Source organism: Ilumatobacter sp. (assembly GCF_041688325.1).
Classification (GTDB): domain Bacteria; phylum Actinomycetota; class Acidimicrobiia; order Acidimicrobiales; family Ilumatobacteraceae; genus Ilumatobacter_A.
Window position 1 is genome coordinate 1 of sequence record NZ_JBDNIJ010000257.1, and the last position, 13,239, is coordinate 13,239.

The window sequence follows — 13,239 nt, forward strand, 5'->3', positions numbered from 1 at the left end:
GTACCAGTCGACAAAGCCAGCAGTGAGTGCGTCACCTGGCTGGTTGTCGAGCCAGTGCAGCGCGGCGATCGCTTGGTCGTCGGTCGGGCCGGTGTACCAGAAGTGCGTCGAGATCTTCTCGCCGGTCGCAGCATGGACGAGGTCCCAGAACTCGGTCGTCCAGCCATAAACACCGAGGTGTTCGTAGGCCCAGTCGTCAGAGGCGCCACTCATCGTCTCCGTCGTGTCCCATGTGAAGTCTTCGTACACCGAGTGGGACGGGTAGCCGGTGAGTTCGGTGCCGCGCTTGGCAAGTTCCTTCCAGACCCATACGTCGTTCGGCGGGAGCGTCTCGTCGGCAGCAGTCGACGACGGCCGCAACAGCACACCACCGAAGGTGTGGAACGCGTTGAAGCCACAGATGTTTGGGCGAGCGACGATCGCCCTCACTAACGCGTCGATCTCCGGCTCGCTCAACGGATGATTGCCGGAACCCGACACCGTCGTTCCCCAACCGGCCGGGAAGTTGCGGTTCATGTCGAGGCCCTGCGGAACTCGTGGCTTCGCCATCGTGAACCCGTCGAAGTCTTCGATGGTGCCCTCGCCGAAGAGCCGATAGCGCTGTGTACCTTCGGCCAGCCCGTCGAGCGGCACCGGCACCAGCAGACGCTCGTCGTCGGGATGCGGCATCCACTGGCCATCCCGGTCGGCAATGCGCATCTGGAGAATCCGCCCATCGCCATCGATGTCTTCACTCTCATGGCCGGGCCAACGCCGACCGTCGGCAAGTGGCCAGTTCCGAACGCTCGATCGACGGTAGTGGGGCGAGTCAGCGAGGGCCCACTCCGCTCCGTCGGGATTGACGCGCGGAACCACATAGAAGGTGCGGGTGCGCAGAGCCCGCGTGACCTGTTCGTCGCCGCTCACGAAACCCTCGACGAGGTGCTGCAAAACGCTGCACGCCGCCACCGACGCCGTGAGCTCGACCGAGTGGATATTGGCGTCGATCCAGTGCGCCGGCTTCGTGTCGTGCAAGCCGGTCGACTGATCGGTCACGGTGACCAGCCGAAGATCGCGGCCCTCATGCGACTGGCCATACGTCTCGACCGCGACCAGGCCGGGATGCTCGGCAACGAGGTCGTCGACCCACGCCGTCAGTTCGTCGTAGCGCAGGAACCGGTCGAAGTCGTACGTGTCGGCCATGAGGAGATCGTAGAACCGCTTCGGCGCTCCGAGTGACAGCGACTTCGGCGTGAGCCGGTCGGCCTGCCTGAGCCTGCCTTAGCCTGACATCATGGGGTTGTCGCTCAGTAAGCATCCGTCGTTCTCTGGTCGGCCCGGCCCGGTCCTTGTCGTCGTCGCTGACGGTGTTGGTGTTGCTCCGGCAGGCCCGAGTAACGCTGTCACCGAGGCGAACACACCAACCCTCGATCGACTCGCCACGAGCGAGCTGTACACCGAGCTGGCAGCGCACGGGCCTGCTGTCGGTTTGCCAACCGACGACGACATGGGCAACAGCGAAGTCGGCCACAACGCCCTCGGTGCCGGACGAATCTTCGCGCAGGGCGCCAAGCTGGTGAACAAGGCGCTCGCAAGCGGCGCGATCTTCGAAACCGATGTGTGGAAGCAGGCAGTCGAGCGCGGAACGGCCAACACACTCCATCTCCTCGGCCTGCACTCCGATGGTGGCGTACACTCGACGACCGCGCACCTTTACCAACTTCTGCGCCGTGCTGCGGATGACGGCGTGACCAGCTGCGCTGTACACATCCTCCACGACGGGCGCGACGTCGCGCACCGCAGTGCTCTGATGTACATCGAGCAGACCGAGGCAGTGCTTGCCGAGATCAACGCTGGCGGTGCGCCCGATGGCGAGCGTCGCAACTTCCGGATCGCCTCGGGCGGCGGTCGCATGACGATCACGATGGATCGCTACGAAGCCGATTGGGACATGGTCGAACGCGGCTACCTGTGCCACACACACGGCGAAGGCCCGGTGTTCGCGTCCGCAACCGATGCGGTCGAGACCATGTACGCCGAGACCGACAAGGGCGATCAGTACCTCGGTCGATTCGTCGTCGGCGATGTCGACAAGCAGCCGGTCGGCACAATGCGCGACGGCGACGCTGTCCTGTTGTTCAACTACCGCGGCGACCGTGCCATCGAGATCTCACGCGCCTACGAAGAAGCCGACTTCGAGGTGTTCGACCGGACCGGCGCCAACGGCGAGCGGCACCCCGACGTGTTCTACGCCGGCATGTTGCAGTACGACGGCGACGCGCTCATCCCGAAGCGCTACCTCGTCGATCCTCCGGCAATCGACCGCACCATGGGTGAGTTCTTGTGTGCCGAAGGTGTCAAGAGTTTCGCGATCAGCGAGACCCAGAAGTTCGGCCACGTCACCTACTTCTGGAATGGCAACAAGTCCGGTTACATCGATGAGTCGCTTGAGACGTACATCGAGATCCCGTCCGACAACGTCGAGTTCGACACGACCCCCGCCATGAAGGTGCGCGAGATCACCGCCGAAACCATCGACCTCCTGCGGTCGGGCGAATACCGATTCGGTCGGTTGAACTTCCCGAGTGGCGACATGGTCGGCCACACCGGCCACTTACACGCGACGGTCGAGGCAATGGAAATCATCGACGAGTGCATGGCACAACTGATCGACGTCATCGACGAACTTGGCGGCGTCATCATCTACACCGCCGACCACGGCAATGCCGACGTGATGTACACCGTCGATGCCACGGGTGACAAGCATCCGAAGACAAGCCACACGCTGTCGCCGGTGCCGTTCGCAATCCATGATCCGAACTACGACGGCGAGTACCACATGGTCGACGCGGCCCCAGGCGACGCACACGGCCTGGCGAATGTCGCCGCGACCGTGTTCAACCTGCTCGGCTTCGACGCACCCGATGACTACCTTCAGCCGCTCATCACGTTCTGACGCACCAGCCGGAACATCGGCGAGAACATCTGCTTGGATCTCAGTCACCAGCACATCTCGCGAAGCGCGTAAGGTGGAGAGATGGCCAGCAAGAAACTTCAACTCGAGTCCCTCAAGAACGTTCCGCTTTTCAGCGCATGCAGCAAGAAAGACCTTGAGAAAGTCGCCAAGGCCGCTGACGAGATCATCATGACCGAGGGCACCATGATTGTCGATCAGGGCCAGACCGGACGAGAAGCCTTCGTCATCGTGAGTGGCGAGGTCACCATCAAGCGCAGCGGCCGCAAGATCGCTTCGCTCGGTGCGGGCGATGTTGTCGGCGAACTCTCACTCCTCGATCACGGCCCGCGCACCGCCTCGGCAATCTGCGCCACCGATTGCACACTCCTTGTGATCGACCAGCGTCGCTTCATCGGCGTCCTCGACGACGTGCCGTCGATCGCTCACAAGCTGATGGGCGTCCTTGCTTCGCGCATCCGCGAAATGGATCGCACCGTCTTCGGCTGATCGCCCCACTCCTGTCAGGCACCGGTCTGACACGAATCTCAGCTCCGGCTGGTTGCGTAGGGTGAGCGCGTGAACTTTCATCCGCTTCCCGACCACTGGGCCCGACAGCGCTCCCTCGCGCAGCGCATCGCAACCCACGTGCTCGGTCAGGCGCGGTGTCGCCATGACGGACTGTTCGACCTCGTCCCACTTCCTGGCGGGTTCGGCACGCCCCCGGTCGGCCCCCGGCGTGAGCGCGTCCGGCTCGTCGGCGGGTCGCTCTTTATTGAACGTGTGATCGGCGACGACGTCAGAGAACTCAACGCCACCACACAGGTTGAGATGGTCGTCGGCAACACGATTCGCGGGCTCTGCAACGCCATCGGATTCGAACCGGACCCCGACTTCTGGGTCGGTGGCGAGACACCTCCGCTGGGCGACCCAGACGAGATGATTGTCCTCGACAGCGACACCGCGGCCGTCCTCGGCGAGTGGTATCTGCTCGGCCAACGTGCAATGGAAGAAGCCGTCGCCTCGATTCCTGACGCGGCAGCGTCCGTCGGCCGTCTCTGGCCTGAGCACTTCGACTTCGGCATCGATCTCGCAGCGCAGCCTGATGCACGAGTCAACCTCGGGGCCGCCGCTGGCAGTGGCGTCCTCGACCAGCCGTACCTCTACGTCGGTCCGTGGGGTCCGGAGCGCCCCGGACCAGCCGAGTATTGGACCGCACCGTTCGGCGCCACGCTGACCTTCGCCGAACTTGACCTTGTTGAATCGCCCCTCGGCCGTGCGGTCGAGTTCTTCCTGCACGGCCTCTCCTACCTCCGCCAATAGTTACGTATGGGGTCAGGCCCCTTTCGCACTTACTGAACGCATCGTCCAACAAGTGCGAAAGGGGCCTGACCCCATACGTAATGATTTCGAGGCGGATCTGTGGTCGGCAGCGACCCGCGAGTAGATTTGCCGACGTATGAGTGTTGCTCCTGAAATTCCCGCGCCCGACACCGAGCCGAAGCGGGTCAAGCCGCATCAACTCTCCCTCGTCCTGTTCACGGCGGTGGGTCTTTTCACCCTCGTGTCGGGCATCCTTCCGCAGATCACAGGGTGGGAGAACGACAACGCCGTGCACCGCACCGTGTTTGTCAACATTCCGGGTCCAATCCAGGTCGTGTTTTACACGGTCATCCCGGTGCTCCTCATTTGGGTGGGCATCATGTTCGCCAACCGGATGAAGAACTGGGAACGTGGCGCACCGTCGCAGCGCCGGACCAACACCAAGAACGCCAAGCAGCGTCTGAAGGACTTCCGCGCCGGCGTCTATATGCAGACGCTCCTGCGTGATGCCGGTGCCGGCCTCATGCACTCAATGATCTACTTCGGCTTCCTCGCACTACTCGGTGTCACCACCGTCCTTGAAGTCGACCACCAGATGCCCGAGCAGCTGAAGTTCCTCCACGGCACCACCTATAAGGCCTATGCCTTCGTTGGTGACGCCGCTGGCCTCGTGTTCCTCGGCGGCATTGTGTGGGCAATCGTGCGCCGCTACGTGCAACGCCCGTACCGCATTCGCATAAAGTCAAAACCCGAACACGCCCTCATCCTCGGCGTCTTCTTCGCCATCGGTGTCACCGGGTACGGCGCCGAAATGTTCCGTATCGCCCTCGAAGGCGGCCCAGAATACGAAAAGTGGAGCTTCATTGGCTACCCACTGTCGACGCTAGTCGACGGCATGTCGCAGTCAGCGCTCAGCACCTGGCACCAGTGGTGGTGGATTGGCCACGTTGCTACGTTCGTCGCCTTCCTCGCGATCTTGCCGCTCACGATGCTGCGCCACATCTTCACGTCGCCGATCAACCTGTACCTGAAGGACAAAGATCGTCCGAAGGGTGCCATGCGGCCGATGGCCAACCTGATGGAGACCGAACTCGAGTCGTTCGGCGCCTCGGTTGTCGAAGACTTCACTTGGAAACAACTGCTCGACCTCGATGCCTGCACCATGTGCGGCCGTTGTACCAGCGTCTGCCCGGCACATGCCACCGGCAAGTCGCTCGACCCGCGCGAGATCGTCCTCAAGGCGGGTGCGGTCATGGCCGCCTCGGGTTCCCCAGCCGTGAGCGCACCGCTCGGCGAAGACAAAGAGATCACCATCTCGGCCAACAACCTGTTCGAGCGGATCACCGCCGAAGAGATCTGGGCCTGCACCACCTGCAAGGCATGCGACGAGATCTGCCCGGTCGGAATCGAGATCACCGACAAGATCTTCGACATGCGTCGCTACTTGTCGCTGATGGAGTCGAACTTCCCGCCCGAACTCGGCAACGCCTATCGCGCGATGGAAAACCAGTTCAACCCGTGGGGCCTCAACCAGGGCGAACGCGGCGATTGGGCCGACGGCATGGACGGTGTCACGATCGTCGATCCGGGCCAAGCACTCCAGCACGAGTACCTCTACTGGGTCGGCTGTGCCGGTTCGTTCGATGACAAGAACAAAAAGGTCACGCAGGCAATGGCGCAACTGTTACGCCGTGCCGGCATCGACGTCGCCATCCTCGGGCCGTCCGAGATGTGCACTGGCGACTCTGCCCGCCGCTCTGGCAACGAGTACCTGTTCCAGATGCTCGCTCAGCCGAACGTCGAGATGCTCAACGAGATGGGCGTCAAGAAGATCATCGCCCAGTGCCCGCACTGCCTCAACACGTTGAAGAACGAGTACCCGCAGCTCGGTGGCAACTACGAAGTAATTCACCACACGCAACTGCTCGAGCAGCTCATCGACTCGGGTCAGCTTGACGTTTCGCAGGCCACCCTCGAAGAGCGCATCACGTACCACGACTCCTGCTACCTCGGTCGCCACAACGACGTCTACGTCGCACCGCGCAAGGTCGTCGGCGCCATCAAGGGCATCGAAGTTGTCGAGATGTCGCTCAACGGCACCAAGGGCATGTGCTGTGGCGCTGGCGGCGCCCGCATGTGGATGGAAGAGAACACCGGCACCAAGGTGAATGACGAGCGCGCAGCGCAGGCAATCTCCACGGGCGCCAGCCGTGTCGCCACCGCCTGCCCGTTCTGCTACATCATGCTCGACGATGGAGTGAAGGGTGCTGGCAAGGAAGAGCACGAGGTCAAGGTCGCTGACGTCTCGATCCACCTCCTCGAAGCCATCGAAGCCGGTGAGGCCAAGTTCCACGAAGGCAACGCCCCACTCGTCGAAGCTGAGCTGGCAGCCGCCCGGCTCGACGACGGTCCGCAGTCTCCCGCCTGACCAGGGCGCCAGCAGCGACGTACTGCAGTGCGGCTGGCCTCGATCGTGAGTTGGGCTTGTCGATCGCTGAGTCCAACTGGCTGAGACGGGCGTCATCGACGGTTCGCGCCGTTGGTCCGTATCGTTGTTTCATTCTTCGAGGAGCAATGTGATGAGTACAGACGACACCGGCAGCTGGTCGCGACCGAACCCGACCGAGCGAACCGATCCCGACTTTGTCGATATCACGCGACTCGCGCCCGCATCAAACGGGGCTGATCAGCCCGCTGACGACGAGACCAGCGCCGACGAGATCAGCGACGACGACCTCGTAGCCATCGACGTAGACGACGTCGACACAGACGACGTCGACGACGATGACATCGACGCGATCATGGCTGGCTTCGAACGCTCGAACGCTGCTGCCGCTGAAATCGCTGCCGAAGTCGCCGACTCGCCAAACGACGCAACCGAGGAAGAGCCCGCAACCCCCGAGGTAATGGCCGACGAGGTCGTGGCCGCCGAGGCTGCACCAGTTGCCGAAGCAGAGCCTGAGCCGGTTGCTGAAGTCGAGCCCGTCGCAGAGCCTGAGCCGGTTGCTGAAGTCGAGCGCGAACCGGAACCCGAGCCCGAGCCCGCAGTCAAGGGATTCGCCGCACTCGGTCTGCGCCAGGAACTCGTCGACACGCTCAACGAACTCGGCTACGAAGAGCCCACACCGATTCAGCGCGAAACGATCCCGCTGCTCCTGACGGGCCGAGACATGCTCGGCCAGGCGGCAACGGGCACGGGTAAGACCGCAGCTTTCGCACTCCCGGCGCTCAACGCCATCGAGCCCGGGTTCCCGGATGCGCCTTCAGTCCTGGTCCTGACGCCGACCCGCGAGCTGGCTATTCAGGTCAGCGAAGCCATCGTGAAGTACGGCAAGAAGCTCGGTGCCAAGGTGGTGCCGGTGTTCGGTGGCCAGCCGATCGGCCGCCAGCTGGGCGCCCTCGATCGTGGCGCACACGTCGTCGTGGCGACCCCGGGCCGAGCAATCGACCACATCGGACGCGGTTCGCTGCGGCTCGACAAAATCAAAACCGTCATCCTCGATGAGGCCGACGAAATGCTCGACATGGGCTTCACCGACGATATTGAGTCGATCCTCGAGAGCACACCGGCCGATCGCCAGACGGTGATGTTCTCTGCCACGATGCCGCCGCGGATCCACTCGATTGCGAAGCGCCACCAACGCAACCCTGAGAAGATCAAAATCGGCAAGGCCGAAACGCAAGAGAGCCAAAAGCTCATCCGCCAGAAGGTCTACTTCGTCAAGCGCAACGACAAGCCGTACGCGCTCGGCCGCATCCTCGACATCGAAACCCCTGACGCAGCCATTGTGTTCTGCCGCACCCGCATGGACGTCGACCAACTGACCGCCACCATGGGCCTCCGCGGCTACCGCGCCGAGGCACTCCACGGCGGCATGGACCAGTCGCAGCGCGACCGCGTCATGGCGCGCCTGCGTGATGGCACAGCCGAATTGCTCGTCGCAACCGACGTGGCAGCTCGCGGCCTCGACGTCGACACGCTCACCCACGTCGTCAACTACGACGTCCCGGCAGCTGCCGAGAGCTACGTCCACCGCATCGGCCGTGTTGGTCGTGCAGGCCGCGAAGGCACCGCAATCACGCTCGCCGACCCACGGGATCGTCGTCAGCTCGGCAACATCGAACGCCTGATGAAGACGACCATCGAAGTCGGCACGGTTCCGAGTGTCGCCGATCTTCGTGCCCGCCAGGTCGAGGTCACTGTCACCCAGATCCGTGAAGCTCTGACCGCACCCGACCTCGAAGACTTCAACAAGGTCCTGCACTCCCTCGCTGGCGAAGACAGCGATCGCAACATCGCGCTGGCCGCCATCAAACTCGTTCACGAAGCTCGTGGCGCTGTGATGGACGAGCGTGAAATTCCTGATGCCTCGGTGCGCAACGAACGCAGCAGTGACTTCAAAGACAAGCGCTCCGACGGCAAGGGTCGTCATCGCGACGACCGCGAATGGGACGACAAGAGCAAGGGCAAGAAGAAGTTCGACCGCGACGACCGGCAGGGCAAGAAGCGCGACTTCGACAACTCCGACACCGGCTTCATCTTCATCAGCCTCGGCCGCAAGAGCGGCGTGCGCCCGGGCGACCTCGTTGGCGCCATCGCGAACGAGTCAGGCCTCACTGGTCGCCAGATCGGGCCGATCCGTATCTCGGAACAGCACTCGGTTGTGGGCGTGCCCTCGGACGATGTTGATCGCGTGATCGAGGCAATGGATCGCGCCACGATGCGCGGCAAGCCGGTCAAGGCCCGTCGTTACACCGACTGATTTCTGAGCTGCGGCGACGTGGTGCCTCGCACCACGTCGCTGTCAAAGCTGGATAGTCAGCGGAAGTTTTCGAAGTAGCGGCTCGGTGTCGGGCCAGCCTGGCCCTGATACTTGCTGCCCTTGGCGCCCTGCCCGTACGGCAGGTCGGCTGGCGATGTCATCTCCATGAAGCTGATCTGACCGATCTTCATGCCCGGGTAGAGCGTGATCGGCAGGCTTGCGACGTTGGCAAGTTCGAGCGTGATGTGGCCGTCGAATCCGGCGTCGATGAAACCCGCCGTCGAGTGGATCAGTAGCCCGAGGCGACCGAGGCTCGACTTGCCTTCAACACGCCCGACAAGGTCGTTGGGAACCGTCATTCGTTCGAGGGTCGAACCGAGGACGAACTCGCCAGGGTGCAGCATGAACGGTTCGTCGCCGATGCCGTGCTCGTCGCAGGGCATCTCGATCAGCTCGGTGAGCCCGGTCATGTCCCGCTTCACGTCGATCACGCCGGCGGTGTGGTTGCGGAACACACGAAACAGGTTCGAGATCCGGACGTCGATCGACGACGGCTGGATCAGCGAATCGTCGAGCGGGTCAATAACGATGCGGCCAGCATCGAGCTGTTCGCGGAGGCTGCGGTCGGACAGGATCACGGCGCCACGATACCCAACCGGCACGCAGCGGCCGCACGGGCTAAATTCCGCTGCATGTACAACCCGCCGGCCAACCGCGTCGACGACGACGCGATGATCCACGAACTCATCGAGCGCGCCCGCTTCGCGCACATCATCTCCCACACCGACGACACCTTCGCGTCGTCCGGTTTGCCACTGCTCCTCGACCGATCGCCCGCCGAGTTCGGTGCGCTCCGCGGGCACTTCGCCCGAGCGAACGATCAATGGAAGGCGCTTGACGGCGCATCGGTACTTGCACTGTTCCCGCTCACTGACGGATACGTCACGCCGTCCCGCTACCCGTCGAAGGCCGAACACGACCGGGTGGTCCCAACCTGGAACTATGAGGTTGTCCACGCCCACGGCATCGTCCGCATCCACGACGACCCGGCATGGGTGCGCCAGCTCGTGTCAGACCTGACCGACCACCACGAAGCGGCCCGCCACGACCTCGACGTCGCACTTCGATGGGCGGTTACCGACGCTCCGCCGGACTTCATCGACAAGCAACTCCGGGCAATCGTCGGCATCGAGATCGAGATCACCCGGCTGGACGGCAAGCGCAAACTCAGCCAGAACCGGTCAGATGCCGACCGGCTCGAGGTGATCGCCGGCCACGCCACTTCGCCAGCCGAACGAGACCGCGCGTTGGCGGTTGCCATGCGCGAGACGCTCAACTGACTCGCTGCAAAAGCGCAGCTGCAGTCGCTCAGACGAGCGCGTGAACGGCTGATCCCATCAGGTCGATGAAGTTGTCGGCGTAGAACCGTTCGCGGACGTTTTCGGAACGGTCGCCAAGGCTGCGCTCGAATCGTTCGAACGGCCGACGGCCGCCTTCGACATGCGGGTAGTCAGTGTTGAAAAGCAGGATGTTGGGCCCGACTTGATCGGTGACCCAGCCAACGTCTTCGGTCGGGTACGGCGTCACCCTGACTTGGCGCTGCACGTACTCCCCCGGTGTGATCGACAGATCACGGAGCCGTTCTTCGTGACGACCGAAGGCGTCCATCGCTGACTCCATCTGCTTCAGCCAGCTCGGGAGCCACGTACAACCCTGTTCGATGACACCGACGCGAAGATTCGGGTGACGTTCCAGCACGCCGTCGAAGATCATCGTGGCGAGGGTCTGCATCGGCGGGAACGGGATGGCCATGTAGTCGACGGAGCGGAAGTTCTCTTCGCCGCCGTGAAAGTCAGGTGGGATCGGCAAGCCGTTGTTGAAGTAGCTCGGATCGATGAGTGCGCCGGTGCCGCCGACGTGGAAGACGACGGGGATGCCGGCTTCTTCGGCTTGGCGCCACACACGGTCGAGCGATCGGTGCGACGGCGAATGGCCAGCCGGACAACCGGAGGCAACGAGCAGCGCAGCGGCACCCATCTCGATGGACTCGGCGGCCATTGCCGCGGCCCGGTCGAAGTCGGCGAGCGGGACGTAGCAGGTGGCGAGCAGGCGCTCGTCGACCGAACAGAACTCGGTCATCCCCCGGTTGTGGGCGCGCGCTGCGCCGTAGGCGAGGTCGAGGTCGACCGGCTGGCCGTTGATCGGGTGTTCCCACTCGAAGAGCCGCGAGTTGTGGAACGTGTTGAAGAGCAGCTGGCTGTCGACGCCGATGTAATCAAGGGCGCGCGGTCGGTCTTCGGCGATGAATGAACCGGTGGCCGCGAAGTTCTTCCGGTTCATCACATCGGTGGCTTCGTCTGCGAGAAACTCCTCACTGCGATGCCGTTCGGCAAGCCGTTGGAAGACTGCGGTGAGATCATTGGGAACCAATGAATCACCGGCACCTGCGTCGCCGGTTTGGACGAGTTCGTTCGCGTACTGCGGGACGATGAGCCGCTCACGGATGTCAGGGTCAGCGTGATCACGGAGCCAGTTGGGCGGTTCCATGATGTGGGCGTCAGCGTCGTGGACCCGACGGCGTTCGATGTAGGCCATGTACCAGTGTCGCGCTCAGCCACCACCGCAGACGAAGAGTGCGTCGCTGAGCTGCTGAACACTCACGACGGCGGAGCTAATTCAGCCGACGCTGCTGCATTGCCCGCTTGCACGCCTGCGTCTCGGAGTTGGGCCCGATCAGCTGCGTCGGATCCTGCGTTCCAGCCGGCGCGGTCACGCGATCGGTGACCTTGGTGCCTGAGGTTTCCACCGTAGAGCCGTTCGATCTCGTCGTCGACAGCATCTGACTGGCGCGCGAGAACAACCACCACCGCTGGGCCTGCTTTTTCTTCTGCGTGATCACGCTCGGCGGCGAGACGATCGCCGATGCGCACTGCATAGCCCGCAAGAAACGCAGAACGGAACGCGCGGCTGCGGCGGTGTGCGCCTGCGACGCCAGCTGCTGCCTCGTGGTTGAGCGCCGACTGTGCTTGCAGCAGCAGCGATGTGAAAAGCAACTCGACGCGATACACATCGGCGGCCTGACCCGTGAGTGACGCCAGACCGTACGTGGCAAAGCTGATCGACCTGCAGCGGCCTGCTTCGGCCACGACATGGAGCAATGTGGCTTTCTCGCTCGAATATGGGTCATCGATGGGCAGACGAATTGTGACAGGACGATCAGTGGCTCCAGACGCATCACGGACCATCGCCTCGTCGATTGCATGCTTGCTCATCATCGCTTGCGCCTTGGCGGTGAACGTTTCTGCCTCGGCGGGGAAGTCGGTCGACTCGGCCTGCGCCAACAATGCCCGGACCTTCGCGAGGATGGGATCGTTCGAGTCGCCGCCAGCAAAGCCGGCGTCGACAGCGGTTTCGCCGGGCGGCGGAATGAGCCGGTGGACTGCACCCAGACTCGTCAGCGCGACCATCGTCGCATCGAAGACCTTGATCGGGTCGACAGCCGAGTCGCGCCACGTGAAGATCCACGTGGCATCAAGGGACGGAGGGTCGACACTAGAGCGGAGTTGGTTGATCTGGCTCTGCCATCGCGGGTGCTTCGACGACGCTGGCCGATGCGCATCATCGACGAGGATGGCCACCTTCAGCAGGTGCGACGATTCGCGAGACACCGCCCTGCCGGCCTGGCGCACCAACTCGGACGGCTGCCAACCGTTGGACCACACTGCAGCAACAGTTGCAGTCAAAACCATGGCAGCGTCACGCCACGCTGCTGCCGGATCAGCATCGACATGGCACGCCAAACAGTCGCATTCAGGCTCGTTGAACGGCGGCCGGTCCGACTGGCCGAAGCGGGCGTCCTGCTCGGCACCCGTTGCGCGATGAGATCGCTTGCGTTGTTTGGCCGCACGTCGTTGTCGATTGTTCTGCCCCATGGCATCGCTCCGTTTCGGTGGTGAGATATGGAGGGCGATCCGAAATCGCCGAGGCGCCGCTGTTACGTCGAGAACGTCCAGCGCTGAGACCAGTATGGAGGATCGGTGTCACAGTCCCGATCGAAGAGCAATACATGGTCGGTCGACGAACGACTCGGTCGGTGCCGTTCGGGCGTGCAAGAAGCCGGGCCAGGCAGCTACCCTCTTGATTCTTCGCGGATGTAGTTCAATGGTAGAACATCAGCTTCCCAAGCTGAATACGCGGGTTCGATTCCCGTCATCCGCTCCA

General features: G+C 63.1%; 10 protein-coding genes and 1 tRNA gene. 7 read left to right on the top strand and 4 right to left on the bottom strand.

What is annotated here, in order from left to right; translation table 11 throughout:
* A partial coding sequence (locus tag ACH2EI_RS14240) for a M14 family metallopeptidase (protein ID WP_395160521.1) occupies positions 1-1,182 on the bottom strand: 1,182 nt, incomplete at its 3' end.
* 91 nt (positions 1,183-1,273) lie between these two features.
* Between ACH2EI_RS14240 and gpmI the strand changes: the two genes are divergently transcribed.
* From gpmI to ACH2EI_RS14265, 5 genes are all read left to right on the top strand, one after another.
* Positions 1,274-2,935, top strand: coding sequence for a 2,3-bisphosphoglycerate-independent phosphoglycerate mutase (gene gpmI / locus ACH2EI_RS14245; protein ID WP_395155111.1), 1,662 nt, complete (start codon positions 1,274-1,276; stop codon positions 2,933-2,935).
* Between the two features lie 81 nt (positions 2,936-3,016).
* Positions 3,017-3,442 carry a cyclic nucleotide-binding domain-containing protein gene (locus tag ACH2EI_RS14250; RefSeq protein ID WP_395155110.1) on the top strand — a complete coding sequence of 142 codons (426 nt, stop codon included), beginning with the start codon at positions 3,017-3,019 and terminating at the stop codon, positions 3,440-3,442.
* 69 nt (positions 3,443-3,511) lie between these two features.
* A complete protein-coding gene (locus ACH2EI_RS14255) occupies positions 3,512-4,255 on the top strand; it encodes a hypothetical protein (RefSeq protein WP_395160523.1) in 744 nt (247 codons plus the stop codon).
* A gap of 136 nt (positions 4,256-4,391) precedes the next feature.
* Complete coding sequence (locus tag ACH2EI_RS14260; protein WP_395160525.1) at positions 4,392-6,683, top strand: heterodisulfide reductase-related iron-sulfur binding cluster; 2,292 nt, start codon at positions 4,392-4,394, stop codon at positions 6,681-6,683.
* A 151-nt stretch (positions 6,684-6,834) separates the two neighbouring features.
* Entirely contained in the window at positions 6,835-9,018 is a 2,184-nt protein-coding gene (locus tag ACH2EI_RS14265; RefSeq protein WP_395155107.1) for a DEAD/DEAH box helicase, read from the top strand.
* A 56-nt stretch (positions 9,019-9,074) separates the two neighbouring features.
* On the opposite strand, the gene dcd is transcribed toward ACH2EI_RS14265, so the two are convergent.
* A complete protein-coding gene (dcd, locus tag ACH2EI_RS14270; RefSeq protein ID WP_395155106.1) occupies positions 9,075-9,656 on the bottom strand; it encodes a dCTP deaminase in 582 nt (193 codons plus the stop codon).
* Positions 9,657-9,710: 54 nt separating this feature from the next.
* On the opposite strand from dcd, the gene ACH2EI_RS14275 reads away from it, so the two are divergent.
* Complete coding sequence (locus ACH2EI_RS14275; RefSeq protein ID WP_395155105.1) at positions 9,711-10,358, top strand: FMN-binding negative transcriptional regulator; 648 nt, start codon at positions 9,711-9,713, stop codon at positions 10,356-10,358.
* A gap of 28 nt (positions 10,359-10,386) precedes the next feature.
* On the opposite strand, the gene ACH2EI_RS14280 is transcribed toward ACH2EI_RS14275, so the two are convergent.
* Together ACH2EI_RS14280 and ACH2EI_RS14285 are read right to left on the bottom strand one after the other, a co-directional pair.
* Positions 10,387-11,613 carry an amidohydrolase family protein gene (locus ACH2EI_RS14280; protein ID WP_395155104.1) on the bottom strand — a complete coding sequence of 409 codons (1,227 nt, stop codon included), beginning with the start codon at positions 11,611-11,613 and terminating at the stop codon, positions 10,387-10,389.
* A gap of 62 nt (positions 11,614-11,675) precedes the next feature.
* Positions 11,676-12,950 carry a DUF2786 domain-containing protein gene (locus ACH2EI_RS14285; protein WP_395160527.1) on the bottom strand — a complete coding sequence of 425 codons (1,275 nt, stop codon included), beginning with the start codon at positions 12,948-12,950 and terminating at the stop codon, positions 11,676-11,678.
* A 215-nt stretch (positions 12,951-13,165) separates the two neighbouring features.
* Between ACH2EI_RS14285 and ACH2EI_RS14290 the strand changes: the two genes are divergently transcribed.
* Positions 13,166-13,239: transfer RNA gene (locus ACH2EI_RS14290), tRNA-Gly, on the top strand.